This is a genomic window from Mycobacterium asiaticum, from assembly GCF_001673365.1.
Lineage (GTDB): Bacteria > Actinomycetota > Actinomycetes > Mycobacteriales > Mycobacteriaceae > Mycobacterium > Mycobacterium asiaticum_A.
On record NZ_LZLS01000130.1, the window covers coordinates 1 to 25716 of the forward strand.

The 25716-nt window shown below is 64.8% G+C and carries 29 protein-coding genes and 3 pseudogenes; 26 read left to right on the forward strand and 6 right to left on the reverse strand.

Annotated elements, in window-relative coordinates:
- Positions 1-226 (forward strand): annotated as a pseudogene (locus A5634_RS28670) (PE family protein); the annotation flags it as partial.
- Between the two features lie 12 nt (positions 227-238).
- On the opposite strand, the gene A5634_RS13730 reads toward A5634_RS28670, so the two are convergent.
- Positions 239-871 (reverse strand): TetR/AcrR family transcriptional regulator, encoded by a 633-nt coding sequence (locus A5634_RS13730; protein ID WP_065144620.1) that lies wholly within the window; start codon positions 869-871, stop codon positions 239-241.
- Positions 872-964: 93 nt separating this feature from the next.
- On the opposite strand from A5634_RS13730, the gene A5634_RS13735 reads away from it, so the two are divergent.
- On the forward strand, positions 965-2176 hold the full coding sequence (locus A5634_RS13735) for a cytochrome P450 (RefSeq protein WP_065144595.1): 1212 nt from the start codon (positions 965-967) through the stop codon (positions 2174-2176).
- Positions 2177-2180: 4 nt separating this feature from the next.
- Here A5634_RS13735 and A5634_RS13740 read toward each other — a convergent pair whose 3' ends face one another.
- Positions 2181-2813, reverse strand: coding sequence for a hypothetical protein (locus A5634_RS13740; RefSeq protein WP_065144596.1), 633 nt, complete (start codon positions 2811-2813; stop codon positions 2181-2183).
- Between the two features lie 78 nt (positions 2814-2891).
- On the opposite strand from A5634_RS13740, the gene A5634_RS13745 reads away from it, so the two are divergent.
- From A5634_RS13745 to A5634_RS13755, 3 genes are read left to right on the forward strand one after another with little or no spacing between them, the layout of a single operon-like run.
- The gene (locus A5634_RS13745) at positions 2892-4397 is read left to right on the forward strand and encodes a carboxylesterase/lipase family protein (RefSeq protein ID WP_065144597.1); all 1506 of its coding nucleotides are present in this window, start codon (positions 2892-2894) and stop codon (positions 4395-4397) included.
- A gap of 18 nt (positions 4398-4415) precedes the next feature.
- Positions 4416-6428, forward strand: coding sequence for a DUF7064 domain-containing protein (locus A5634_RS13750; protein ID WP_065144598.1), 2013 nt, complete (start codon positions 4416-4418; stop codon positions 6426-6428).
- 26 nt (positions 6429-6454) lie between these two features.
- Positions 6455-6946 carry a gluconokinase gene (locus A5634_RS13755; RefSeq protein WP_065144621.1) on the forward strand — a complete coding sequence of 164 codons (492 nt, stop codon included), beginning with the start codon at positions 6455-6457 and terminating at the stop codon, positions 6944-6946.
- On the opposite strand, the gene A5634_RS13760 is transcribed toward A5634_RS13755, so the two are convergent.
- The gene (locus A5634_RS13760; RefSeq protein ID WP_065144599.1) at positions 6915-7949 is read right to left on the reverse strand and encodes a DoxX family protein; all 1035 of its coding nucleotides are present in this window, start codon (positions 7947-7949) and stop codon (positions 6915-6917) included. The genes A5634_RS13755 and A5634_RS13760 overlap by 32 nt on opposite strands.
- A gap of 73 nt (positions 7950-8022) precedes the next feature.
- On the opposite strand from A5634_RS13760, the gene A5634_RS13765 reads away from it, so the two are divergent.
- The 14 genes and pseudogenes from A5634_RS13765 (at position 8023) to A5634_RS13830 (ending at position 19044) form a co-directional block, all read left to right on the forward strand.
- Positions 8023-8586 (forward strand): isochorismatase family protein, encoded by a 564-nt coding sequence (locus tag A5634_RS13765; protein WP_065144622.1) that lies wholly within the window; start codon positions 8023-8025, stop codon positions 8584-8586.
- Positions 8583-9380 carry a nuclear transport factor 2 family protein gene (locus A5634_RS13770; protein WP_065144600.1) on the forward strand — a complete coding sequence of 266 codons (798 nt, stop codon included), beginning with the start codon at positions 8583-8585 and terminating at the stop codon, positions 9378-9380. Before A5634_RS13765 ends, A5634_RS13770 begins: the two co-directional genes overlap by 4 nt.
- Positions 9355-10692, forward strand: coding sequence for an ABC transporter substrate-binding protein (locus tag A5634_RS13775; RefSeq protein WP_065144601.1), 1338 nt, complete (start codon positions 9355-9357; stop codon positions 10690-10692). The genes A5634_RS13770 and A5634_RS13775 overlap by 26 nt, the downstream gene beginning before the upstream one ends.
- On the forward strand, positions 10689-11597 hold the full coding sequence (locus A5634_RS13780; RefSeq protein ID WP_065144602.1) for a carbohydrate ABC transporter permease: 909 nt from the start codon (positions 10689-10691) through the stop codon (positions 11595-11597). The genes A5634_RS13775 and A5634_RS13780 overlap by 4 nt, the downstream gene beginning before the upstream one ends.
- A complete protein-coding gene (locus A5634_RS13785) occupies positions 11584-12414 on the forward strand; it encodes a carbohydrate ABC transporter permease (RefSeq protein WP_065144603.1) in 831 nt (276 codons plus the stop codon). Before A5634_RS13780 ends, A5634_RS13785 begins: the two co-directional genes overlap by 14 nt.
- 2 nt (positions 12415-12416) lie before the next feature.
- On the forward strand, positions 12417-13487 hold the full coding sequence (locus tag A5634_RS13790) for an ABC transporter ATP-binding protein (protein ID WP_065144604.1): 1071 nt from the start codon (positions 12417-12419) through the stop codon (positions 13485-13487).
- 83 nt (positions 13488-13570) lie between these two features.
- Positions 13571-14410, forward strand: coding sequence for a DUF3097 domain-containing protein (locus A5634_RS13795; protein WP_065144605.1), 840 nt, complete (start codon positions 13571-13573; stop codon positions 14408-14410).
- A gap of 78 nt (positions 14411-14488) precedes the next feature.
- Positions 14489-15013, forward strand: coding sequence for an OsmC family protein (locus A5634_RS13800; RefSeq protein ID WP_065144606.1), 525 nt, complete (start codon positions 14489-14491; stop codon positions 15011-15013).
- Between the two features lie 9 nt (positions 15014-15022).
- Positions 15023-16084: an acyl-CoA dehydrogenase gene (locus A5634_RS13805; RefSeq protein WP_065144607.1), complete on the forward strand. Its 1062-nt coding sequence runs from the start codon at positions 15023-15025 to the stop codon at positions 16082-16084.
- A 1-nt stretch (position 16085) separates the two neighbouring features.
- Positions 16086-16703: an RNA polymerase sigma factor gene (locus A5634_RS13810; protein ID WP_065144608.1), complete on the forward strand. Its 618-nt coding sequence runs from the start codon at positions 16086-16088 to the stop codon at positions 16701-16703.
- Positions 16700-16885: pseudogene (locus A5634_RS13815) on the forward strand (hypothetical protein); the annotation flags it as partial. The gene A5634_RS13810 and the pseudogene A5634_RS13815, both read left to right, overlap by 4 nt.
- Before the next feature lie 107 nt (positions 16886-16992).
- The gene (locus tag A5634_RS13820; protein ID WP_065144609.1) at positions 16993-17874 is read left to right on the forward strand and encodes a universal stress protein; all 882 of its coding nucleotides are present in this window, start codon (positions 16993-16995) and stop codon (positions 17872-17874) included.
- A gap of 45 nt (positions 17875-17919) precedes the next feature.
- Positions 17920-18819: a universal stress protein gene (locus A5634_RS13825; protein WP_065144610.1), complete on the forward strand. Its 900-nt coding sequence runs from the start codon at positions 17920-17922 to the stop codon at positions 18817-18819.
- A 36-nt stretch (positions 18820-18855) separates the two neighbouring features.
- Positions 18856-19044 (forward strand): hypothetical protein, encoded by a 189-nt coding sequence (locus A5634_RS13830; RefSeq protein WP_065144611.1) that lies wholly within the window; start codon positions 18856-18858, stop codon positions 19042-19044.
- Between the two features lie 3 nt (positions 19045-19047).
- Here the strand turns inward: A5634_RS13830 and A5634_RS13835 are convergent, their stop codons facing one another.
- Together A5634_RS13835 and A5634_RS13840 are read right to left on the reverse strand one after the other, a co-directional pair.
- The gene (locus A5634_RS13835; protein ID WP_065144623.1) at positions 19048-19713 is read right to left on the reverse strand and encodes a PAS and ANTAR domain-containing protein; all 666 of its coding nucleotides are present in this window, start codon (positions 19711-19713) and stop codon (positions 19048-19050) included.
- A gap of 95 nt (positions 19714-19808) precedes the next feature.
- Complete coding sequence (locus A5634_RS13840) at positions 19809-20228, reverse strand: Hsp20/alpha crystallin family protein (protein ID WP_065144612.1); 420 nt, start codon at positions 20226-20228, stop codon at positions 19809-19811.
- Between the two features lie 140 nt (positions 20229-20368).
- Between A5634_RS13840 and A5634_RS13845 the strand changes: the two genes are divergently transcribed.
- Entirely contained in the window at positions 20369-20746 is a 378-nt protein-coding gene (locus A5634_RS13845; protein ID WP_065144613.1) for a MerR family transcriptional regulator, read from the forward strand.
- A gap of 1 nt (position 20747) precedes the next feature.
- Here the strand turns inward: A5634_RS13845 and A5634_RS13850 are convergent.
- Positions 20748-22208 (reverse strand): annotated as a pseudogene (locus tag A5634_RS13850) (aminotransferase class I/II-fold pyridoxal phosphate-dependent enzyme).
- Positions 22209-22257: 49 nt separating this feature from the next.
- On the opposite strand from A5634_RS13850, the gene A5634_RS13855 reads away from it, so the two are divergent.
- The 6 genes from A5634_RS13855 to A5634_RS13880 are packed head-to-tail and all read left to right on the forward strand — an operon-like array spanning position 22258 to position 25664.
- Positions 22258-22887, forward strand: a complete 630-nt coding sequence (locus A5634_RS13855; protein WP_065144614.1) for a flavodoxin family protein — start codon at positions 22258-22260, stop codon at positions 22885-22887.
- Between the two features lie 41 nt (positions 22888-22928).
- Positions 22929-23468, forward strand: a complete 540-nt coding sequence (locus A5634_RS13860) for a DUF1360 domain-containing protein (protein WP_065144615.1) — start codon at positions 22929-22931, stop codon at positions 23466-23468.
- Positions 23469-23485: 17 nt separating this feature from the next.
- The gene (locus tag A5634_RS13865) at positions 23486-23890 is read left to right on the forward strand and encodes a ChaB family protein (protein ID WP_065144616.1); all 405 of its coding nucleotides are present in this window, start codon (positions 23486-23488) and stop codon (positions 23888-23890) included.
- The gene (locus tag A5634_RS13870) at positions 23883-24575 is read left to right on the forward strand and encodes a UdgX family uracil-DNA binding protein (protein WP_253861613.1); all 693 of its coding nucleotides are present in this window, start codon (positions 23883-23885) and stop codon (positions 24573-24575) included. Before A5634_RS13865 ends, A5634_RS13870 begins: the two co-directional genes overlap by 8 nt.
- An 18-nt stretch (positions 24576-24593) precedes the next feature.
- Positions 24594-24974: a hypothetical protein gene (locus A5634_RS13875; RefSeq protein WP_065144618.1), complete on the forward strand. Its 381-nt coding sequence runs from the start codon at positions 24594-24596 to the stop codon at positions 24972-24974.
- Between the two features lie 12 nt (positions 24975-24986).
- Positions 24987-25664 carry an HAD family hydrolase gene (locus A5634_RS13880; protein WP_065144619.1) on the forward strand — a complete coding sequence of 226 codons (678 nt, stop codon included), beginning with the start codon at positions 24987-24989 and terminating at the stop codon, positions 25662-25664.
- Positions 25665-25716: the final 52 nt, after the last annotated feature.

Sequence of the window (25716 nt, forward strand, 5' to 3'; positions counted from 1 at the left end):
TACCGGTGTGGTCGCTGCTGCTGATTGGGGCTGCGGCGCTGGCGGTCAGCGTGGCGCAACTGCCACGTCAGGCGGTGCGGGCGGATCGACCACCCTTATCGGCGACGGCGGCAATGGCGGCGCCGGCGGGGATGGTGCGCCGGGCGTTCCTCCCGGATTGGACGGGTCGGGCGGATCCGGTGGTGGAGGCGGGTTGCTGTTCGGCAGCAACGGCAGCAGTGGGTGACGCGCGAAACCCTCAGAGCGGCCAGCTATTTGGCGCTGACTCGTAGCAGAATGCCGGTGCCGGAGGTAGCGGTTGGTGCCCGTCGGTGGAGATCGCATCGATGGTGAGTGCGACGTACCGTCGCCAACCATCGCTGCCCGAATCCATCGTCGACAACACGCTGTACAGCATCGCGATCAGGCGTGGCAGATCGTCGGCGACCAGATCGGCGCGCACCCGACCGGCCTGCTGGCCGCGCCGGACCAGGCCGCGAAGCGCCTCATCTAGCGCATCGGAGACATCCGGAGTCAACGATCCGGCCCGATGCGCGGCGGTCAACAGGCTGCGCTCGCGGGCACCGAGTTCGATTGCCGCATGGAGCAATTCGGTGATGCCGTGCAGTGGGTCGGTGCGGCCGACGGCCGCATCGATCACCGGGGTGAGGTTCTCGGCGATGCTCTGATCCAGTGCCGCTCTGACCAATTCGCCCTTCGTCGGAAACCGGCGATAGAGCGTGCGTTCCCCGACCCCGGCGCGACGGGCCACCGCCTCAATCGGGGCGTCCGCGCCGACGTCCCCGTAGACCTCCCGCGCGGCGCGCAGGATGCGATCGACGTTGCGTGCCGCATCGGCGCGCAGTGGCGGTCGGTCTTCGACGGCGATCACCAGCACAGCGTAACTGACAGTTGACTGCCAGTAAGGCGCAGTCCTAGGCTCGTACAACTGGCAGCCATGTGACACTTATCGGAAAGACCGGTCATGTCAACAACTTCCGAAGTCCGCTCCGAACCAGACCTGCCGACCATCCCGGTGCCGCGGGCCGCGCAGTGTCCGCTGGCGCCCCCGGCCGAATTCGTGCGCTGGCGGGCCGAGCCCGGACTGAAGCAGGCGATCTACCACGGGCAACCCGCCTGGGTGGTAAGCCGCTATACCGACATCAGGGCTGCGCTGGTCGATCCGCGGCTGTCTGCGGACACCATTCCCGACTTCTTGAAACCCCAGACCACCGAGAACACACCGGTGATGTTCGCCCGGGTCGACGATCCCGAGCACCATCGGCTACGACGGATGCTGACCGCTAACTTCACGTTCCGGCGCACCGAGGCGATGCGGCCGCAGATTCAGGGCCTGGTGGACCACTATCTGGGCGCGATGATCAGCAACGGGCCGCCCGCCGACATCGTCCGTGATTTCGCGCTGCCGGTGCCGTCGCTGGTGATCGCGCTGTTGTTGGGAGTCCCGCCCGAGGATCTCGAGCTATTCCAGCACCACACCACCGTCGGGTTGGACACCAGATCAACCGACGAGGAGAAGTCGCAGGCCTTCATGGCGATGTACGTCTACATCCAGGAACTGGTGGACCGCAAGGAACTCGAACCGGGCGACGATCTGATCAGCCGCCTGGTGATCGACCATGTGGCGACCGGTCAGATGAACCGCGAGACGGCCGCTATGACGAGTGTGATCATGATGCAGGCCGGACACGAAACGACGGCCAACATGATCTCGCTGGGAACCGTTGCGCTGCTGGAACATCCGAATGTTTTCCAGCGCCTCGGCGAAACCGAAGATCGTGCCGTCATCGCCGGCATCGTCGAAGAGTTGATGCGCTATCTGTCCATCGTGCACAGTCAGGTGGATCGGGTGGCGACCGAGGATTTCGTGCTGGGTGGCCAGTTGATCCGCGCCGGCGACTACGTGGTGATGAACCTGCCCGCTGGGAACTGGGACGCCGAATTTGTCGAGCAGCCAGAGGATTTCGACGCCGATCGGAACAACCGCGGCCACCTGGGTTTCGGATACGGTGTGCACCAATGTATCGGGGCGAACCTGGCGTGCGTCGAAATGCAGGTAGCGTTCGCCGCGCTGGCCCGCAGGCTGCCGAGCTTGAAAGTGGCTGTGCCGCCGCAGGAGTTGAAGTTCAAGGATGCTGACATCTACGGCATGAAAGAGCTACTGGTCACCTGGTAACGGCTCAGGAGCAGCGGAAGGCGATACCGACGCCGTCGGGCGGTGGCACTGAGCGAAGGCACCCGTACGGCTCGACGCCCGCGGCGCTGATTCGGGTGGCCGATTGGTGGGCATAGTTCACGCAGACCACACCGGCCTGCTCGCCGCGGCAGCGGTAGTCGCCGAACGACAACGAGTCTCCGTCGACCAGCGCGGCACCGGTGCCCGCGAGAAACGGTCCCGGATCAGCGCGGGCCGCTCCCACTTGCAGGTTGACCCCGTCGAAGTCGACCCAACCGCCCTTCCATTCGCCGTAGGCGGTTTCCGGTTGGGGCGGGGGACTGGTCAAGTCGACCAGGCAGGACAGCAATCCGGCGGTGTGCTTGGCATCGGTAGTGCACTTCGCCTTGCCGCCCGGGGCGCTGAAAGCGACATTGTCGTCGAGCTGATAGCGCGCCGGATCGGCCGGATGGCCCGCCTCGATCCAGGCGATGACGCCCGCAATTGCCGTCCCAGAGGTCGGCGCGGCGGCCACCGCAGGCGTCGTCACTGGGGCGGCCTGGGTGGAGGTGCTGGTGCGGCTCGGCGCCGGGCCGCCGCCGGTGTGCGAACACGCGGCAACCAGCAACGCACCGGCGACCACCGCGAAGATTCGCATCCCGTCAGGCTAGCCCCGACCCAGCGGATTCGGGCGCTGCGCGCGCCGTGCCAGTGGCGAGTCCGCTAACGTCGAAATATGCATGAGCGCATCGTCCGCGCCCGCACCACCGCCGGTACCGTCGAAGGGTTCATCCGCGACGGCGTGAACCGCTGGCGGGCGATCCCGTACGCCCGGCCACCGGTAGGGCCGCTGCGATACCGTGCGCCGCAACCCGCGCAACCGTGGTCCGGGGTGCGGCATTGTCACGGTTTCGCCAACTGCGCGCCTCAGCAGCGCCGCTACACCATGCTCGGCGTCGGCCGCTACCAGCCGATGAGCGAGGACTGTCTGACCCTCAACGTGGTCACGCCCGAGGCCGGCTTCGACGAACCGCTGCCGGTGATGGTCTTTATCCACGGCGGCGGGTACATCCTGGGCAGTTCGGCCACCCCGATCTATGACGGCGCGGCACTGGCCCGGCGCGGCTGCGTGTATGTGTCGGTCAACTACCGGCTGGGCGCGCTGGGGTGTCTGGACCTGTCTTCGCTATCGACGCAGGACGTCACCATCGACAGCAATCTCTACCTGCGTGACCTGGTGTTGGCGCTGCAATGGGTCAAGGACAACATCGCCAATTTCGGTGGCGACCCCGACAGCGTCACCATCTTCGGCGAAAGCGCCGGAGCGCACATCACCGCCACGCTGCTGGCGGTGCCCGCTGCCCAGGGTCTGTTCCACCGAGCGATATCGGAGAGTCCGGCGGCCGGCATGACCCGGCCCCAAGAGGTCGCCGCCGAGTTCGCCAGCCGGTTCGCCCACCTGCTCGGCGCACGCAGCCAGGATGCGGCGAACGCGGTGATGCGGGCATCGGCCGCGCAACTGATCGACACGCAGCACCGGCTGATCGATCAGGGCATGCAGAAGCGCCTGGGCGCCTTCCCGATCGGGCCGGTCTTCGGTGACGACGTGGTGCCGATCGATCCGGTAACGGCAATGCGGTCCGGTCAGGCGCATCGGGTGCCGCTGATCGTCGGTACCAATGCCGAAGAGGGACGCCTGTTCACCCGTTTTCTGGGCATGCTGCCCACCAACCAGGCCATGGTCGAGGAATTGCTGGCCGAACTGGAACCCGCTGCGCGGCAACGGATTACCGACGCTTACCCGAAGTACCCGAAGCCGGAGGCCTGCATCCAGCTCGGCGGTGACTTCGCATTCAGTTCGGCGGCCTGGGAGATCGCCGAGGCCCACGGCGTCCACGCACCCACCTACCTCTACCGGTATGACTACGCGCCGCGGGCGCTGCGCTGGTCGGGCTTCGGTGCCACCCATGCCACCGAGTTGTTCGCGGTCTTCGACATCTATCGCACCCGGTTCGGCGCGTTACTCACCGCCGCGGCCGACCGGGGTCCCGCCCTGCGGGTCAGCAACAACGTGCAACGACGTTGGCGGTCCTTCAGTCGCACCGGCGTGCCGGGAGACGATTGGCCGGTCTATACGCACAACGATCGTGCGGTGATGGTCTTCGACCGCAAGTCGCGCATCGAGTTCGATCCGCACCAACACCGCCGGTTAGCCTGGGATGGTTTCTCTCTGGCGCAGTGACCTGGCACGCTGAGGTTCATGCCCGCCAACACCGATCAGGCCATCGAGCGACCCGGCGACCTCACCCCCGAGTGGTTGACGGCCACCGTGCGCGCCGGGACCGTCTCCGGATTCACCGTCGACCGCATCGGCACCGGCCAGATGAGCGAGTGCTACCGCATCGGACTCACCTATGCCGATGCCGATCCAAACGTTCGCCGTCCGGCGTCGGTGGTGTTGAAGGTGGCCGCCACCGATCCGGTCAGTCGGCAGACCGGGCTGGCACTGGGGCTCTACGAGCGCGAAGTGCGCTTCTACCACGGCATCGCGCCACGCCTGGCCGGAGCGATCGCGCCGTGTTATCACGCGGCGATCGACATCTCCACCGGAGTGTTCGATTTGTTGCTCGACGACGCAAGTCCGGCCACGGTCGGAGATGAAATCGCCGGTGCCACAACCGAACAGGCCTACCTCGGTGTCACCGAGCTGGGCCGGCTGCACGGCCCGCTGCTCGGTGACGCGACGCTGGCCGACGCGCCTTGGCTCAACCGGGAGTCGCCGCTCAGTCAAGCGATGGTCGCCCCGCTGTATGCCGGATTCATCGAGCGCTACGGCGACCGGATTGCGCCGGCGCATCGCACCGTGTGCGACCGACTGGTAGAGGCATTCGACGGATACCTGGCTCAGCAGGCCGCCAGCGGCGGCATCCAGGGCCTGGTGCACGGGGACTACCGACTGGACAACCTGCTGTTCGGAGCGGCGGGGGCGAACCGGGCGCTCACCGTGGTGGACTGGCAAACCGTTTCCTGGGGACCGGCTTTCACCGATCTGGCCTACTTCCTGGGCTGCGCGTTGCCGGCGGCGGATCGTCGCGCCCAGTACGACGGACTGCTGCAGGCCTACTACGAAGCGCTCGGGCAGCAGCCACCCGTCAGCTTGGCCGACGTCCGCGAAGGTGTGCGCCAACAGAGCTTTTTCGGTGTGACGATGGCGATCGTGTCGTCGATGCTCGTCGAGCGCACCGAACGCGGCGACCGTTTGTTCATGACGATGCTGGAGCGGCAGTGCGCCCATGTACTGGATACCGACGCATTGTCGCTTCTGCCCGACGCGGCAGCGCCGGAGCCGCTGCGACCCTCGCCCGAGGACGAGCACGCCCACCCCGCCACCGACGAACCGCTGTGGAGTGAAAGCTGGTATGCCGACTTCGTCGACGCGACAGAAGGTTTGGGTGGCTGGTTCCGCCTCGGGCTGATTCCGAATACGCAGACGGCATGGGTTCATGCCCTGGTGTGCGGACCCGACGAGGCAACCGTGGCCGTCGACTGCCAGGTGCCGCTGCCGCAGGACGCCTGGACGGTGCTGACCGAAACCGTCAACCTCGAACACTCGGCCAGCGCACCGCTGCAGACCTACCGTGTCGACCTGCGAGCCCAAGGCCAGTCGTACCAGGACCCTTCGGCATTGCTGCGCGGGGAACCGGGGGAGCCGGTCGAGTTGGCGATGAACCTCGTGTGGACAACTGACGGCGCCCCGTACCAGTACCGGCTAACCACCCGATACGAGATTCCGTGCACCGTGTCGGGCACCGTCACCGTCAAGCACGCCCGTTATGAGATTGCTTCGGTACCTGGCCAGCGTGACCATTCGTGGGGAGTGCGGGACTGGTGGAGCATGGACTGGATGTGGAGCGCACTGCACCTCGAGGACGGCACCCACCTGCACGGCGTGCGGATACAGATTCCGAACACACCACCGATCAGCACCGGCTACGCCCAGGACCGCGCCGGCGCCGTCACCGAGCTCGCCACGGTTGGCATTCGGGAAGCCTTCGCTGCCAACGGATTACCCCAAGACCAGGCGTTGGAGCTGCAGCCCGCCGGGATCACCGCGAACGTTGAAATCCGCGCGCACGCGCCGGTCCGGCTGATCGGCCCGGACGGGCGGGTGAGCCACTTTCCGCGAGCTTGGGTCGACGTCGCCACGACTGACGGGCGCCGCGGCGTGGGTTGGATGGAGTGGAACCGCAGCCAGGCCGAATACGAGCAGTGACCCGGCGCACCTCGCCCGTCGTGGTGATGGGCGTATCGGGGTCGGGCAAATCCACCGTAGGTGCCGCTCTGGCGCAGCGGTTGGGTGTGCCGTTCGAAGATGCCGACAACCTGCACCCGCAGACCAACATCGACAAGATGGCCGGCGGCCACCCGCTCGACGACGACGATCGGTACCCATGGTTGCAGCGAGTTGCGCAATGGCTGTCCGATCACAGTGACGGCGGTGTGATGAGTTGCTCGGCACTCAAACGGCGCTACCGGGACCAGTTACGTGCGCACTGCGCGGACATCCAGTTTCTGCATCTGCACGGCACCCCGGAACTGATCGAGCACCGAATGAGCGCGCGGACGGGTCACTTCATGTCCCCGGCACTGCTGAGGTCGCAGTTCGACGCGCTGGAAGCACTCGGCGCCGACGAGCCCGGCGTTGTGGTCGATCTGCAGGACAACCAGCAGGTCGAAGCGATTGTCGAGGCGTTTCTGGCTAGCGCAGCCAGCGCTTGCGATGACTGGTGAGGTCACCGAGCTGGTCGTCAAACCGGTCGCGCGCCGTATAGGCCAGTTCGCTGCCGCGGGCCGCCGCCCGATCGGCGAGCTCGCTGCTGCGTGCCGCGGCGCGATCGGCCAGCACGCTGCCGCGCTCGCGCGCCGTCTCGGCAAGCTCGACGCTGCGGGCCTGCGCGGTATCGGCCAGCTTCTTGCCCCGCTTGCGCGCGGCCTTGGCATACGGCGCCCCTTTATCCGCCGCCGTACTGGCTAGCTCTTCGCCGCGCTTGCGGGCCTTCTTCGCGTACGGCGCGCTCTTTTCAGCCGCGGTGTTGGCCAGTTCACGACCGCGTTCCAGCGCGGCCTCGGCGTAGGGTGCGCTCTTTTCGGCGGCGGTGTTGGCCAGCTCGCGACCGCGTTCCAGCGCGGCCTCGGCGTAGGGTGCGCTCTTTTCGGCGGCCGTGCTGGCCAGCTCGCGACTGCGCTCGGCACCGGTCTGCAGACCATGCACGATGCGCTCACCCAAATCGGAGTCCAGCAACGAATCACTGGAACCCGGCAGCGCACCGGAGACCTTGTCCGAGAGCCGTTCGGCGGCGCGCCGGCCTCGCCAGCCCAGCGACGGCTTGCCCGCTGTGTCGGCCGAGGCGATGATCAGCCCGCCCAACAAACTCACGTCGGCCAAGAACGCGCGTCGCTTCTCGGCCTTGCGCTCGGGGTCGGTTTCATTCCAAAACATATGCGTGCCAAGGTTGCCAGGGATCACAGTCAGGGCCAGCGCGGCCGAGGCCAGCCGGGGCAGGCGGCCCGCGGCGAGCAGCACACCACCGCCGATCTGGACGGCCGCGTTGATCTGAGCGAACGTCTCGGCATCCGCGGGAATGTTGCTGCTCACCGAGTCGGGCAATGCCTGCAGGCCGCTCACGGTCGGCTGCGCGGCCGCGGCCGCCGGTTTCGGGTTGAGCAGCGCGTCCACTCCTTGGCCGATGAAAACGGCGGACAACATGGGTCGGGCGATTCTGCGGATCAACATGGCGGCTGTGTTCCCCGGTCCGCCAGCAGACAAACCGCGAGATGCTCGCCAGTTCGGCGATAGTGTGTACCGCGTGCGAGCGTTGATCGTCGTCGACGTGCAGAAAGACTTCTGTGAGGGCGGTGCGTTGCCCGTCCCTGGCGGGCACGCCGTTGTCCGGGCACTCAACGATCATCTCGCCGGCGACCGCGGTTATCACCACATCGTGGCCACCAAGGACTTTCATATCGATCCCGGCGAGCATTTCTCCGATGTCCCCGACTACCGCACGTCGTGGCCGCCGCATTGCCGCGCGGGAAGTCGCGGGGCCGAGTTCGAAAGCAGCCTCGACACCAGCAAGGTCGAGGCCGTATTCCGCAAGGGGGCCTATGCGGCCGGATACAGCGGCTTCGACGGGGTCGACGAGAAAGGCACCTCGTTGTTGGACTGGCTACGGCAGCGCGACGTCGACGAGGTCGATGTGGTGGGTTTGGCGACCGATCACTGTGTGCGTCACACCGCGCAGGACGCCGCCCGCGCCGGGCTGAAGACCAGGGTGTTGTTGGATCTGACCGCCGGCGTATCCGCGGAGTCGGTCAGTCAAGCTCTCACCGAAATGCACACTGCCCGAATCGAATTGATCGGAAGCCTGCCATGACGACATCGAACCGTGACGACCTGCTGGGCGCCGTGGAGCGCTCGCCGCAAGCGGTCTCCGTGCATGACCGCGACGCCTGGGTGCGGGTTTTCACCACCGACGGCCGCGTCGAGGATCCCGTCGGCGCGAGCCCGCACGTCGGGCATGACCAGATCTATCGCTTCTACGACACCTTCATTGGTCCGCGCGACATCAAGTTCCACCGGGATCTGGATGTGGTCAACGGGGAGTCCGTCTTGCGCGACCTCGAACTCGAGGTGGGAATGGGCCCGGGGGTCACCATGTTCATACCGGCCTTCCTGCGCTATGACCTCCGACGGGTCGACGGGGAGTGGAAGGTTGCGCACCTTCGCGCATATTGGGAGTTGCCGGCGATGATGCTGCAATTCTTGAAGACCGGGCCGCGAGCGCTGAAGCCAGGGGTGGGGCTGGCCAAGGGGTTGCTGGGCAATCAGGGGCCGCGCGGGACCGTCGGCTTCATGACCGGCTTCCGGCGGGCCGGTGCGCGTCACAAGAAGCTGCTCGACACTTTCCTGCAAGCGGTCGCCCGAGGCGACCAGAGCGCCGCCGCGCAACCGTTGTCATCCAGTGCCCGTTTGACTTTGGGTGACAGCGACCCGCTTGACGTCGCCGAACTCGGCCGGCAACTCAGCGGTGCCAAGTGGCCCAAGGTGATTGGCGCGGGTTCCACCGTCGTGGCGTCGGTCTGCTCCGATCACGGGCGCGGCATCCTGTTCGCCGACGTGGCGTTGCGCGGCAACAAGATCGATGCCGTCCGGTATTTCCCGGCTTGACAAGCCGTTCGGCCGGCGCAGCCTGTTGCGCGGCGCAGGCGCGATCGCGCTGGCGCCGTGGGCCGCCGGGTGCGGTTCCGATGACGACGCGTTGACGTTCTTCTTCGCGGCGAACCCCGACGAAATCCGGCCGCGGATGCGGGTGGTCAACGAATTCCAACGCCGGAACCCCGACATCAAGGTGCGCGCGCTGCTGTCCGGACCCGGTGTCATGCAGCAATTGTCGACGTTCTGCGCGGGCGGCAAGTGTCCGGATGTCCTGATGACCTGGGAGTTCACCTACGCCGAACTAGCCGACCGCGGCGTGCTGTTGGACCTCAACACCATGCTGGCACGCGAACCGCAGTTCGCTGCCCAGCTCAACACCGACAGCATCGACCCGCTGTACCGGACCTTCAACTACCCAGGCTCCCGCGGCAGCGGCCAATACGCATTCCCCGAGCAGTGGTCGGGGAATTACCTGTACTACAACAAGGCGCTGTTCGAGGCCGCCGGTGTGCCCCTGCCACCGGGCACCTGGCAGCAAACCTGGAGCTTCGCCGAATTCCTCTCTGCCGCAAAGGCTCTCACTAAACGCGAGGCATCGGGCCGGGTCGCCCAGTGGGGTTTCGTCAACGCGTGGGTCTCGTTCTACTCGGCCGGGTTATTTGCGATGAACAACGGCGTGCGTTGGTCGGCTCCGCGGACCAACCCGCGCCATCTGAACTTTGACGACGACGCGTTCGTCGAAGCGGTGCAGTTCTATGCCGACCTGATCAACAAGCACAAGGTGTCACCCAGCGACTCCGACCAACAGTCGATGTCCAACGCTGACCTGTTCTCGGTGGGAAAAGCGGCGATGGCACTGGGCGGCCATTGGCGCTATCAGACCTTCGACCGCGCCGAAGGACTGGACTTCGACGTCGCCCCACTGCCGCTGGGACCGCGCGGGCGGTTCGCCTGCTCGAACATTGGAGTTACCGGTCTGGCTATCGCCTCGACCAGCAAGCGAAAGGAGCAGGCTTGGGAGTTCGTCAAATTCGCCACCGGCCCGGTCGGGCAGGCCCTGATCGCACAATCCCGCCTGTTCGTCCCGGTGCTGAAGTCCGCGCTCAATTCGGACGGATTCGCCCAGGCCCACCGCAGGATCGGCAACGTCGCCATACTGACTGATGGGCCGATCGTCTCCGAGGGCCTGCCGATCACTCCGGCCTGGGAGAAGGTTGTCGCGCTGATGGACCGCAACTTCGGCCCCGTGCTGCGCGGTTCGCGGCCGGCTACGTCATTGAGCGGACTGTCGCGCGCCGTCGACGAGGTGTTGGGTAACCCATGACCGCCACCCGTCCGTCGCGGCGACGCGCGTGGTCCGGCCGGCTTTTCGTGGCACCGAACCTGGCGGCCGTCGTGCTGTTCATGCTCTTTCCGCTCGGCTTCTCGCTCTACATGAGCTTCCAGAAGTGGGACATGTTCACCCCGGCCGAATTTGTCGGGTGGTCCAACTTCACCCACCTGTTCAGCTCTGACCCGCTGTTTTTGATCGCCTTGCGAAACACCGTGATCTACACGGTGGGTACCGTGTTGCCCACCGTGCTGATCAGCTTGGTCGTTGCCGGTTTCTTGAACCGAAAAGTCAAGGGAATCGATGTCTTTCGAACCATCGTCTTTTTGCCGCTGGCCATTTCTTCGGTCGTGATGGCGGTGGTGTGGCAGTTCGTTTTGAACACCGACAACGGGCTGTTGAACATCATGCTGGGCTGGGTCGGGATCGACCCCATACCGTGGCTGGTCGAACCGCACTGGGCGATGTTCTCGCTGTGCATGGTCAGCGTCTGGCGCAGCGTGCCGTTCGCCACCGTGATTCTGCTGGCCGCCATGCAGGGCATTCCGGAAACGGTCTATGAGGCTGCCAAAATCGACGGCGCGGGCGAGATTCGGCAGTTCGCTTCGATCACGGTGCCGTTGATCCGCGGGGCGATGTCGTTCGTGGTGGTTATCTCGATCATCCACGCCTTCCAAGCGTTCGACCTGGTTTACGTGCTTAACGGAGCCAACGGCGGGCCCGAATCCGCGACTTACGTCCTGGGCATCATGCTGTTCCAGCACGCGTTCTCCTTCTTGGAATTCGGTTACGCGTCCGCGCTGGCGTGGGTGATGTTCGCCATCCTGCTGGTGTTGACGGTGCTGCAGTTGCGGATCTCCCGGCGCCGCAGTTGGGAGGCTTCCCGTGGTCTCGGCTAGGCGCACGGTGGTTCGCGCCGCTTTCTCCTACGCAGCCTTGGCCGTGATCGCTTGGTGCGCACTGTTTCCCATCCTGTGGGCGTTGTCTGGTTCGCTGAAGAAGGAGGGGGAGGTCAGCGAGCCGAACTTGTTGCCGTCCAGCCCGCAATGGTCGAACTACACCGAGGTTTTCGGACTGATTCCGTTCTGGCGGATGTTCTTCAACACCGTGCTGTACGCCGGGTGCGTGACGGCAGGGCAGGTCTTTTTCTGCTCACTGGCCGGCTACGCGTTCGCGCGGTTGGACTTTCGCGGCCGCGACACCCTATTCCTGCTGTACCTGGGCACGCTGATGGTGCCGCTGACGGTGACCGTGATTCCGCAGTTCATCCTGATGCGGGCATTGGGATGGGTGGACACGCCCTGGGCGATGATCGTTCCGGGCTTGTTCGGCAGCGCTTTTGGCACCTACTTGATGCGACAGTTCTTCCGCACCCTGCCGACCGATCTCGAGGAGGCCGCAATTTTGGACGGGTGTTCGCCGTGGCAGATCTATTGGCGGATCCTGCTACCGCACGCCCGTCCCGCGGTGATGGTGCTCGCGGTGCTCACCTGGGTGAGCATATGGAACGACTTTCTGTGGCCGCTGTTGATGATTCAACGCAGCAGCCTGGCCACCTTGACCCTCGGGCTGGTCCGGCTGCGCGGGGAGTACGTGGCTCGGTGGCCGGTGTTGATGGCGACCTCGATGCTGATTCTGCTGCCGCTGGTGATCGTCTATGCCTTCGCGCAGCGTTCGTTTGTCCGCGGTATCGCGGTGACGGGGTTGGGCGGATAGCGGTGGCGTCGGTGAGTTTCGAGCAGGCCACCCGCCGCTATCCCGGCACCGACCGAGCGGCGCTGGACGGCTTGGATCTGCTGGTCGACGACGGCGAATTCGTCGTCCTGGTGGGACCGTCGGGATGCGGCAAGACCACGTCGTTGCGGATGGTGGCCGGGCTGGAAACCCTTGATTCCGGACGCATCCGGATCGGTGAGCGCGACGTCACCAACGTCGACCCCAAGGAACGCGACGTCGCGATGGTGTTCCAAAACTATGCGCTCTACCCGCACATGACGGTGGCCCAGAATATGGGCTTCGCGTTGAAGGTAGCCAAGACCCCGAAGTCCGAGATCCGCGACCGGGTGCTGGTCGCGGCCCAAATGCTGGATCTGGAAAGGTATTTGGACCGCAAGCCCAAAGACCTGTCCGGTGGGCAGCGGCAACGGGTGGCGATGGGGCGCGCGATCGTGCGTCGTCCGCGGGTATTTCTGATGGACGAGCCGTTGTCCAATCTGGATGCCAAGCTACGCGTGCAAACCCGCAACCAGATTGCCGCACTGCAACGCCAACTCGGCACCACCACCGTCTACGTCACCCACGATCAGGTCGAGGCCATGACAATGGGTGACCGGGTCGCGGTGCTGTGTGACGGTGTGCTGCAACAGTGCGCCCCACCACGTGAGCTTTACCGCAGTCCCTCTAACGTGTTCGTCGCGGGATTCATCGGGTCGCCGGCAATGAACCTGTTCACCGTGCCGGTCGTCGATTCGGCTGTGGCCCTCGGAGATTGGATTATCGGGCTGCCCCGTGAAATCGCGGGCGCCGCAGACCGAATCGTCGTCGGGGTTCGCCCCGAGCACTTCGAACTGGGCAGCGTAGGCATCGAAATGGAAGTCGACGTGGTCGAGGAGTTGGGCGCTGATGCCTACCTGTACGGCCGAATCACCGGCTCCGACACGGTGATCAGCAAGCCCGTCATCGCACGCACCGACGGCTACGACCCGCCGAGCAAAGGCAGCCGGGTGCGGTTACACCCACAGCCCGGGCACCTGCACTTCTTCGCAACGGACGGCACCCGAATCGCGTGATCTCTCTCACGAGAGTGAAACCGGCGAGACTCCCGCGGCGTGTCCCGTCGCGAAATGCACGCTCGGCAAGAACGATTGCTCGCGTGATGGATCGCTATGGAACCGATGTCCTGGCCGGGGGAGCGCGGCGCAAGCCCCGCTCGGTCGAGCAGCCCGTCGAAAACGGCATGGTCGTCGAGGATGCACAGACGGGCTACGTCGGTGCGGTCGTGCGCGTCGAATACGGTCGCGTCTACCTGGAAGACCGGCACGGCAAGACCCGCGGATTTCCGCTTGGGCCCGGCTATCTGATCGACGGGCAACCCGTGATTCTCACCCCACCGCGCCGATCGGCACCCACCGCCCCCACCCGCACCGCGTCCGGGTCCGTCGCCGTGGCCGGTGTACGCGCCCGAGTCGCCCGTGCCAGCCGAATCTACGTCGAGGGTCGGCACGACGCGGAGTTGATCGCGCAGGTTTGGGGTGCGGATCTCAAAATCGAGGGTGTGGTCGTCGAGCACCTCGGTGGCGTCGATGACCTGGCGGGGATCGTCGAGCAGTTTCGGCCCGGGCCAGGCTGCCGGCTCGGCGTCCTGGTCGATCACCTGGTCGCCGGTTCCAAGGAATCGCGTATCGCCGAGGCGGTGCGGCGCGGCCCGGGCGGCGCGCACACCTTGGTCGTGGGTCATCCCTACGTGGACATTTGGCAGGCCGTTAAACCCGGGCGGCTCGGTCTGAACGCCTGGCCGACGGTGCCGCGGCACATCGAGTGGAAGCACGGCGTGTGCCAGGCACTCGGTTGGCCCCACGCGGATCAGGCCGATATCGCCAAGGCGTGGCAGCGAATTCGTTCGCAGGTCCGCGATTGGAACGACCTGGAGCCGGCGTTGATCGGGCGGGTTGAAGAACTCATCGACTTTGTCACCGAGCCCGCTGTGACATAGCTCACCGTCACGTTGCCGACGCTGCCCGGCACTAATCCTTTGACCCGTGCATTACGCCTGGAATGAGGAGGAACGTCCATGACCGACGCGCTTGTCATCGATGCTGCAGGGCTGGACCGCCTGTCGTGTAACGCCAAGGCCGACCCCAGCACCGGCAAGAAGACGCTGAAGGCCAAGACGGTCAGCGAGTCCGGATTCCGCAACATGACCTATGTGCGCGACCTGGCGCCAATGCTGGTGGGCGAGCCGCCCGCGTTGCTGGGCGACGACTCCGCGCCCAACCCGTCGGAGACTTGCCTGGCGGCTCTTGGTTCGTGCATCTCGGTGGGACTGCTGGCCAACGCGACGCACCGCGGCGTCACCCTGACGAAGATCGAGGTGGAGATGGAGGGCGACATCGACATCTCCGCGGTGTGGGGTGTCGGTGACACCCCGGACGGCAAGGTGCTTGGCTTCACCGACATCCGCTGCAACGTGACCCTGGCTGGGGACACCGACGACGCGACGCTGCAGGAGATTCACGACAACGCCATCGCGTGGTCGCCCGTGGTAAATACATTCAGGCGGCCCGTAATTGTCGACTCAGCGCTGTCGATCGGCTAGGCAGACAGGGTGACTAGCACGGTTTCGGAGACGATCCTGGATCCGGAGGTGCTCGCGGACCTGCGCGAGCACGCCGGCGCCCTGGACCGCGGCGAGGACACCGCACGCCGCAGTTTCGCCGCTCTTGGTGCGGCCGGGCTGCTCGGTCTGGGTGCACCCGGCAACGCCGACGGCGAACTGCCTCGAATGGCCGACGTGATCAGGCTCATCTCCGGAGAGTGTATGAGCACCGGGTTTTCGGTGTGGGCGAACCGGATGGCGATCGAGTACTTACTCACCGCCGCAACGCCATTCAGCCTCGCGGCGGCTCGGCCGCTGCTGGCCGGCAGTTCGCTGGGGGTAACCGGGATGGCCGCGGCTTTCAAAGAGTTGGCGGGTTGCGGCAGCCTTGAGCTCACCGCGACGACAAGCGAGGGTGGCTACCGGCTCAGCGGACCGATTCGGTGGGCCAGCAACCTCTACGAGGACTCGTTGCTGATCACCGCGGCGCGCACTGACCGAGGTGAGAAGGTGGTAGTGGCGCTGCCGCTGAGCACCCCTGGCGTCACGGTAGGTGATCACTTCAAGTTGCTGGCGATGGACAGCACGGCGTCGTCGTATCTGAACCTGGCGGATGTGTTCGTCCCGGCCGAGCAGGTGTTGTCAGGCGATTTCGAGGGTTTCCTCGGCGCTGTTCGCCCCACCTTCCTGGTCCTGCAGTCGGCGATGTGCGTCGGCCTGGCCACCACGGCGGTCCGGCAGGCCGAGATCGGCCTCACCGGGGTGAACGAAATTTTCGCCCCCGAGGTCGACACCGTCGCCCGCCGACTCCAGGCGGCGGCGGCCACCTTGGCCGAGCTGGCCGATGCGGTCGGCAGGCAGACACCACCGAGCAAGAAGGAGCTGCTGGCGTTGCGCCTGGCGGCTGCCGAGATTGCCAGTGCCAGTGCGGCTTTGGAGGTTCGCACGGCCGGCGGCAAAGGGTATGCGAGCAAGACACCCGCGAGCCGCCGCTACCGTGAGGCCGCATTCATCCCGGTCCAGTCGCCGTCAGAGGCCCAATTACGTTGGGAACTAGGCAAATGCAGTTGACATGACTCCGGCGGTGGTATCGCCCGAAGGGGTGGGTCCCGACCGTCTGGTCGGCGGGATTCCGCTAGCCACCTTGGTCCGCGACTATCACGGGCCGATGGTGAACTTCGCTCGCACGATGGTGAGTTCGAGGTCAGTTGCCGAAGAGACCGTGCAAGAGGCCTGGGTGCAGGTGCTCAAGTCCGCGGAGTCGTTCGAGGGACGCGCGTCGGTCGCCACCTGGCTGTTCGGCATCGTCAAGAACAACGCTCATCGGCACCGGCGCCGCGAATCGCGTATTCGCGAACACGAACTGCTGGCAAATGAGGATGCCGACCCGCTGGCAGGTCGAATGCACCCACCGGGACACCCGGATGCCGGGCACTGGAGCGTGCCGCCGTCGCGGCGGTTTCTTCCCGAAGATCAAACCGTGGCAAGCGAACTCGTAGCGTTCGTACGCGCGGCCGTGGAAGCGCTGCCGGTGCGCCAACGGCAACTCATCATCCTGCGCGATCTAGTGGGCACGTCGTCGGAAGAGGCGGCCGAAATCCTGGAACTTACGGCCGATGCGCAGCGCGCCCTGTTGTACCGCGCGCGAGGAAACCTGCGAAATCAATTGGAAAAGCGGTATCAACGATGATCGTCCACGACAGTACGGTGCCCCCGATCGATTGCGTCGACTTCGTGCGGCTGGTCGACGACCTGGTCGAGTCCGACCCTCGGCAGTGGGGGGCCGTGGTTTCCCGACACCTTGCCGAGTGCCCGCCGTGCCTGGTGTATCTGCAACAGATGCTTGACTTGAAGGTGCTGCTCAACCACGTCGAGGCATTGAGCCGGTAGCAACGGAACATTCAAAAGCAGGTCTTTAGACCCTGCACCACCAGGTGTGACTTCTCGTAGTATCGGATGCGCAACGCGAGGAGCATGGAATGTCGGGTGAAGCAACGAAATACGGAGTTCTGGTCGCCGTCGACGGATCTGCGCAGTCCGACGCGGCCGTAGCCTGGGCAACCCGCGACGCCGCGCTGCGCCGGGTGCCCCTGACCCTGCTGCATGCGGTGGCACCGGTGGTGGTCGGCTGGCCGGTGGGCCGTCTCTACAGCGAGATGCCCGATTGGCAGAAAACCAACGCGGACAGCGTCATTGCGCAGGCACGCACAGTGGTTGAGAAAGCCTTGGATGGATCCGAACCGCCGGAGTTGCGCATCGAAGTCAGCTACCAAAACGTAGTACCGGCTCTCATCGAGGCGTCCCAGCGGGCCCAATTGCTCGTCGTCGGCAACCAGGGCATCGGTGCGGTGGGCCGCCTACTGTTGGGTTCGGTCAGCTCGGCGCTCATTCACCATGCCCACTGCCCGGTGGCGGTAATCCGTTCTGACGAGGGAGCCGTCCCTGATCCGCAGCGGCCCGTGCTGGTCGGCATCGACGGATCGCCTGCCTCCGAAGCCGCGACGGCTTGGGCGTTCGAGGAGGCCTCCCGCCGTGGCGTCGGCCTGATCGCGCTGCACGCCTGGAGTGACGTCGGCATCTTCCCGGTTCTCGGGATGGATTGGCGCGAGCGGGAGAGCGAGGCGGGCGAAGTCCTCGCCGAACGCCTGGCGGGTTGGAACGAGCAGTACCCGGACGTCAACGTGAAGCGGTTGCTGGTGTGTGACACCCCGACGAAGTGGCTGCTGCAAGAGGCAGAGCGGGCGCAGTTGGTGGTTGTCGGAAGCCGCGGTCGCGGTGGCTTCTCCGGCATGCTGCTGGGATCGACCAGTTCTGCTGTAGTTCATTCGACGAAAACCCCCGTCATCGTGGTCCGCGCTTAGCGGCACACACAGCCTGACACGCCAGCCAACTGGAGGGATAACGAAATGTCCTCAGCCGCAACGGAAAGTCTGGGTGTGCTCGTCGGGGTGGACGGTTCGCCCGCATCCAATGCCGCCGTGGTCTGGGCGGCGCGGAGCGCGGAGCTGCGGCAGCTCCCACTGACCGTCGTCCACGTGGTGAATGCCGACGTGGCGACATGGCCGCCGATGCCGTACCCGGATACATGGGCGGTGTGGCAGCAAGATGCCGGACGCAAGGTTGTGGCCGACTCGGTCGAGATCGCGAAAGACGCGGTACTCACCGACCGAAAGCTCAGCATCAAAAGCGAGCTGGTGTACTCCACGCCCGTGCCGGCCATGGTCGAAATGTCAAGCCAAGCAGAGCTTTTGGTGATAGGCGCGACCGGTCGGGGCGCACTGGCGCGGCTGTTGCTAGGTTCGGTCAGTTCCAGTGTGGTGCGGCAGGCGAATTGTCCGGTTGCCATCATCCACGACGAGGATCCGTTGATGCCGCATCCGTTGCGGGCCCCGGTGCTGCTGGGCATCGACGGTTCACCGGCTTCCGAGGTCGCGACCGCGATCGCGTTCGACGAAGCCTCACGGCGCGGTGTGCAGCTGATCGCGTTGCACGCGTGGAGTGACCGCGACATCGTCGAACTGCCGGGACTGGACTGGGAGACGGTGAAGACAGAGGCCGAGATCACCCTCGCCGAGCGCCTAGCGGGCTGGCAGGAACGCTACCCGGACGTCAAGGTCTCCCGCGTGGTCGTTTGCGATCGTCCGGCGCGCCAGATCGTGGAGCATTCGGAGTCGGCGCAGCTGGTTGTGGTGGGCAGTCACGGTCGGGGTGCGCTGGCCGGCACGCTGTTGGGTTCGGTCAGCAACGCGGTGGTGCACTCGGTGCGCATGCCGCTGATCGTCGCGCGTGCCAAGGTAGCAGCATAGGAGATTGAAAAGCGGCGACCGGGGAACCCATGTCCCATGGCTGAATTCAGAGTTTTGGACCCACGCGGGGAAGTCGTTGCGACCAAAGAGATCGAAAGCGCCGATGACGCGCATGCCTGGTTCGTCGATTCGGTCGCTGACAATTCCGAGCTGGGTTGGCGCCTGGAGGTCAACCACGACGGGCAGTGGTCGTTCTTCGACAGCACCGAGGGTGCCTCCGAGTAATGCTCAGTTGACGCGGGTATGTGCGGTCAGCAGTAGGTGATCGACTTCTGACTGCGTCACGATCGCTTGCCGGGCACCGAGCAGATCATCGGTGATCTGCTCGGCCAATCGGCGCAGTTTTATGTTGGACTCCTGAGACAGCCACTTCAGCAGGTTGAAGGCCGCCTCGCCGTCGATACCGTAGATCAGCATCAGCATGCCCTTGGCCTGCTCGATGGCCGCACGGTTTTCGGCGAACTCGGCCAGTTTCGCGGTGACAAGGTCTTGGGGCACTTCCTCGGACAGCGGCGAGACGTCGACGTAGAACCCGTGCGTGCCGACCACCGACCCGTGCTCGTCGAATAGCCTGTCGCCCACCACGATCACATGGTGGACCTCGCCAGCCGTGTCGATGATCCGATGCCGCGTGCTGAAGGCCCGGTGCGTGTGCAGAATGTCGTCGATGGTGGCCGCGACTTCACCGCGGTCTTCGGGGTGCTTGTGCGAGAGCACCAGGTCGGTGGTGGGGGTGACGCTGCCGGCCGTGTAGCCATGCATCTGCTGGACCTGCTCAGACCACTCCCACCGCTGGTTGTCGAAGTAGAAGCGGAACGAGCCGACCCGTTGCGGCATCCCGCCGGCCAGTGCTTCTTCCACTGCGGCCGTCTGGCCGTTGAGTTCCCACACCATTGCGGAACTGACCTCCTGGCGTTGCGATTCGCAAAAGAACGGCGCAGCGGGCGGCGGCCCAGCGCGGAGGTCCGGCCGCCGCCCGCTCGCCGTCACTAGGCGTTGATGACTTCGCGTGGCTTACTACTGCCGACGGATATCTTGCGCGGCTTGGCCTTTTCGGCCACCGGCACGCGCAGTCGCAGTACGCCTTCGTCGTAGGACGCCGAAATCCGCTCGGTGTCAAGGTTTTCGCCGAGCACCAGTTGGCGACTGAAGATACCTCGTGGCCGCTCCGACGCCAGCATTTCTCGGTCCGGGTCGACGGCCGGTCGTTCGGCGCGCACGGTCACCACGTTGCGTTCGATGTCGATGTCCAACGAGCCGGCGTCGATACCGGGGAGGTCGAACTCGACGACGAATTCTTCCCCTTCGCGCCACGCATCCATCGGCATCACTGCGGGTCGCGCAGCTGTGCCGAGCACTTGCTGGGCGAAACGGTCCAGTTCGCGGAACGGGTCGGTACGCATCAGCATGGCAGTCACCTCTTTACTCCAATCTATTGTCCAGGGCTAGAAATATCTGTCGTAACAGACATAGGTTTTATATAACACGGTCGACACTGCAGTGCAAGTGTGATACACAGGTTTACTAACGATACTCAAGGAGATTTTCGATGCCCGATCGTTCCGATGTAGGCACGCCGGCATCCGATCACGGCGTGTACGGCATTTCGATAGCTGCTGAGCTCTCTGGTGTCGCGGTGCAGACGCTGCGTCTCTACGAGCGATATGGCCTGCTCACACCCGCTCGTAGTGAAGGTGGGACGCGACGTTACAGCGCCGACGACATCGCCCGATTGCAACGCATCAGCGTCCTGGTCGATGCGGGTGTCAATCTGGCCGGCATCGCCCGCATTCTCAGTCTCGAGGACGACAACGCCGAACTGTCGGCAGCTAACAGCACCCTGAAATCTGCCAATCGCACGCTACGTGATACTGCCAAAACTGCTGGTGCAGAGCAGAACTCGAAGTCTTCGACCGCAAAGAAGTAGGTTAGGCGACCACCAGGAATTGCTTTGCGCTCGGGTCGGCCGGATCGGGTAGCGTCATGCCCGCTTCGGCGCCGGAACGCAGATAGTCGATGACGGCCTCGTTCAAGCGCTCACCCGGCACAACCGCGGGAATCCCAGGCGGATACGGGGTGATCTGCTCAGCCGAAATACGACCGGCGGCTTTCTCAGCGGGAACCAATTCGGTCCGCCCGAAGAAGGCATCGCGGGGCAGCTGCACGGTCTCGAGTTGCAGTTCGTCAGGAGTGGGCAGGTCGATAGTCGGCGGGCGCTCGAAGCTGTCCGCGGCCTTGCGCCACTGCGTCATTGCGTCGACCAGTCGGTCCGCGGTGTGCTTGTCGTCGGCGAAGGACATGGTCGCCAATACCCGGCGATGGTCGCTCAGCCCCAGGTCGAGATGGCAGTTCTCGCGCAGCCAATCGGCGGCCTGGTATCCGGAAGTCCCGGTCGCCGAGACGTCCATCAGGATTTGCGTGATGTCCAAGTCACAGGACGCCTCCTCGCCCAGCAGCTCGTCCTCCAAGATCTGCAGGTCCGGGATCTCGGAAAGGCGAGTGGTAGCTCGCGGGCGAGTTTGAGTTCCGCGGAGAGCAGATCGTGGCCCAGCTCGACCATTTGGCGCCGCCAGCCGTCCAGGGCCGCGTACACCATGACATTCGGACTGGTCGTCATCAGCAGGTCGGCACACGAGGACAACCGCTCTTTGTCCACCAAGTCGCCCTGCACGTGGAACACCGAAACCTGTTCGAAGCCCGCTCCCATCTTGTGCACGCTGACCACGCAAACGTCCGCGCCCGCATCCATCGCCCAGGTCGGCAGATCGTCGTGGAAGGGCAGGTGTGCGCCCCAGGCCTCGTCGAGGATCAACGGTTTGTTGCGCTCGTGACAGACGTCGGCAATGGCCTCGATATCCGCGCACGTGCCATACGGGCTCGGGCTGACGATGAGCGCACCCGCGGCGTCGGGGTGCTTTTCCCAGGCCTCCCGCACTTGCTGCGGCGACGGCGGATGGGAGAAGTGCCGCTCACTGTCCCACCGCGGCGTGATCCAGCGCGGCCGCACGCCGGAGAAGATCGACCCCGGCCACGATGGACTTGTGGCTGTCGCGGGCGACAAGCAGGCCGCCGTCGGCACCGCCTGCGACGGCCAGCATGGCCGCCTTCACCGATAGCGAACTACCGCAGGTGGAGAAGAACGCGCTATCGGCGTGCACCGCGTGCGCCATCAGTTCTTCGGCGCGTGCCAGAAACTTGCCGCGTGACAGCCGGTCGTCAAGACCGCCGGAGGCGAGCACGTCGTCACGGAACGGCTCCCGACCCAAGACGGCCAGCACCCGCTCATCGGCGCCGGCGCCCTGACGGTGCCCGGGCGGGGTAAAGCCGTAACGGCCTTTTTTGTGGTAGTCGAGCAGCGCATCCAGCAGCGGGGCCTGCGAATGGTCCATACCCGCGGGTACCCGGTTTAGCGGGCGATATGCCGGGTATGAACCCGCCATGGTCGATCAGTCCCAAGTGCCCCTGCATGCCGTTGGTCTGGTCTGCAGTCTCAAACCCAGTCCGGCCGCCTCGAGCAGCGCGCTGATGGCCGAGCACGTGGTGGCCGAACTGAGCAACTGGGGTGTGAAGAGCGAGCTCATTCGCTGCGTAGACCACAACATCGCGGCGGGGGTCGAGAACGACATGGGCGCCGGTGATGACTGGCCGGACATCCGCCGCAAAGTGTTGGATGCCGACATCCTGCTCATCAGCACGCCGATATGGCTCGGGCACCCGTCCAGCGTGACTCAACGCGTGCTGGAACGCCTCGACGCCGAGTTGTCGAACACCGACGACAACGGAACTCCCGTGATGGTTGGCAAGGTTGCCATTGTGAGTGTGGTCGGCAACGAGGATGGCGCGCACAAAGTGGTAGCCGACGTTTTCCAAGGGCTCAATGACATCGGCTTCAGCATTCCAGCGCAGGGTTGCACCTACTGGAACGGCGCCGCGATGGAATCCACGGACTACAACGATCTAGATGAGGTGCCCGAGCAGACCGCCTCGACAACCGCGGCCGCGGCACGGAATGCGGCACACCTGGCGCGCACCCTCAAAGCTGAAGCTTATCCGGCCTACGAGGCTTAAACGTGTTCTGCCCCAGGGTGATTGCCCTGAAGGAGTGACAAATGGGTGACATAGATACCGACTTGGCGGACCGTGCGCAGCGCGAAGCCGATGAGTACCGCGGCGACAACCCTCGACCCCTGCTCGGCTACGTCGTAGTACTTGCGACGTACTGCGTGCTGCTGGGGGTTACGACGGTGCTGGCCCTGGCCACCGGCCGCCGACTTCCGGCCCGCTGGCACCTGCAGGACCTTCTCATCGTCACGTGCGGTACCCACAAGTTGTCCCGCACGTTGACCAAAGATGCTGTGACCAGCCCGTTGCGCGCGCCGTTTACTCGGTACGTGGGTACCGGAGGGCCTGCCGAGGTGCACGAAGAGGCGCGACACGACAGCCAGCTGCGGCACAGTCTGGGGGAGTTGTTGACCTGCCCGTTCTGTCTGGATATGTGGGTGGCAACCGCGTTCGTGATCGGACTGGTCTTTGCACCTAGGTTCACCCGCCTGATCGCGGGCACCTTTACCGCGTTGGCCGGGGCCGACTTCCTTCAACTCGGATACGCGATGGCCCAGCAGGCGGCCGAGGATCCTCCGAGTTCCTAAGAGATCGAGGTGGTTTCATGCCCAAGACGACCAAAAGTGGCGCGGCGAAGAAAGACGAATTGCCCGGCACACTGCGGCGTTCCAGCGCCAAGGCACAGCGGACATTCGCCAAGGCCCACGACGCGGCGGCCGAGCAATATGGCAGCGAGGAACGTGCGCATCGGGTCGCCTACGCGGCGGTCAAGCACAGCTACGAAAAGGTCGGCGACCATTGGGAAGCCAAAGAGGAGAAGGGCCCATCGGACAAGCGTGCCGAACGAGGTGGCCTGAATAACCCGTTGCCGTCGGACGAGGGTGTCGATGCCAACGCCAGCAAGAAACATCTGTTGCACATTGCCCGCCGACTCGACGTGCGCGGCCGCTCGACAATGACGAAGTCCGAATTGGTCGATGCCATCAAGAAATACAATCGCCGTGCTTAAAAGCCCTAAAAGCGACGACAAGGCTGAGGTTCCGGGCGCGCAGCAATATCTGCCCGAAGATCGCGGGCTGAGTTCGCTCAAGCATGCCGCCAGTGATTGCCGCGGCTGCACGTTGTTCGAAGACGCCACCCAGACGGTGTTCGGAAACGGGAAACCGGAAGCGCCACTGATGTTGGTGGGTGAGCAACCGGGGGATCGTGAGGATTTGCAAGGACTTCCGTTCGTGGGACCGGCTGGCGGGCTGCTCATGCGCGCGCTGGAAGAGGCCGGGATCGACCCGGCGTTGACCTACCAGACCAATGCCGTCAAGCATTTCAAGTTCAAGCAGGTGGGCAAGCGACGGATCCACGAAAAGCCAGGCCGGATCGAGGTTGTGGCGTGCCAGCCATGGTTGCTTGCCGAGATTCAGTCACTCCAGCCGCAAGTGATACTTTGCCTCGGTGCCACCGCAGCGCAATCGTTGCTGGGCAACACTTTTCGAGTCACCGCGCACCGTGGCGAGACGTTGCGGTTGCCGGAGACACTGGAGTTCGACCTGAAACCGGAGCCGGTGGTCATGGCCACGGTGCACCCGTCGTCGTTGCTGCGCGACCGAAGTGACCAGCGCCAGCAGAATTTCGATCGTTTTGTCGATGACTTGCGCACCGCTGGCGCCGAGGTCCCGGGCATGTTTGCACATCCCTAGCATGGGTAGTCGATCTTGATGAGCTTGCACAGTGACGAAATCACCGAGGTGGGCACGGAGCCGCCGGTCGGTCAGCAGCCCGAGAACGACCGGGGGCGGGTACGACGCGGTTTGGTGAACTGGCTGCTCGCGGTGCTGACGGTGCCGGCCGCCGCGTTGATCATGGTTTTCGCGGTCGCCGCGGCTATGAGCATGGCGGCGTGCAGCGCCGCGCAGTGCCCCGATCTAGGGCCGAGTGGTTTCCTCTACGGTGTGCTGTTCTACGGGGCGCCCGTAGTCGCGGGGCTGACGATCATCGCCTCGTTCTTCACCGCGCTTCGACGCAACGGGTGGATCGTCCCGGTGGTCGGATTGGCCTTGCTATTGGCTGATTTCGTGGCCATCGCGCTGCTCTTCTGATCTTCAGTCGACATGTCCGGGAACCGACCGGCCGCGGTGCTGTTCGACATCGACGGCACCCTGGTGGATTCGAATTATCTACACATTCATGCCTGGCAGCGGGCTTTCGCCGAAGCGGGCGTCGACGTCGAAACCTGGCGCGTCCACCGCTCGATCGGGATGGACGGGTCAACGCTGGTCAAATCGCTGTCTGACAACGCACCGGATGACACCCAGACCGAACTCAAAGACCTGCATTCGCGGTACTACAAAGAGGCTGCGCAGCTGCTGCGACCATTGCCGGGCGCTCGCGAGTTACTGCAGCGAGTGGCTGACCTCGGCTTGAAGGTCGTTTTTGCCACGTCCGCGCCGGAGGACGAATTGGCTTTGCTGCGGCAGGTTCTCGACAGCGACGAACTGGTCGCAGCGGTCACCTCGGCCAGCGACGTGGATACCGCGAAGCCCAAGCCCGACATCATCCATATCGCCTTGGAACGCGCCGAGGCCACTGCGGAACGCGCCGTTTTCATCGGCGACGCGATCTGGGATGCCGAGGCATGTACCCGCGCGAAGTTGCCCTGCATCGGGGTACTCAGCGGCGGGAGCTCCCGGTCGGAGTTGAGGGATGCCGGTGCCGCGCAAGTGTACGAGAACGCCGAAGATCTGCTGAGTCACCTAGCGGAGACCCGGATCGCGACGCTAGCGGATTAACGAGCGGATTAACCAGTCTGGACAAGCAAATGGGCCCAGTTCCAACGGGGAC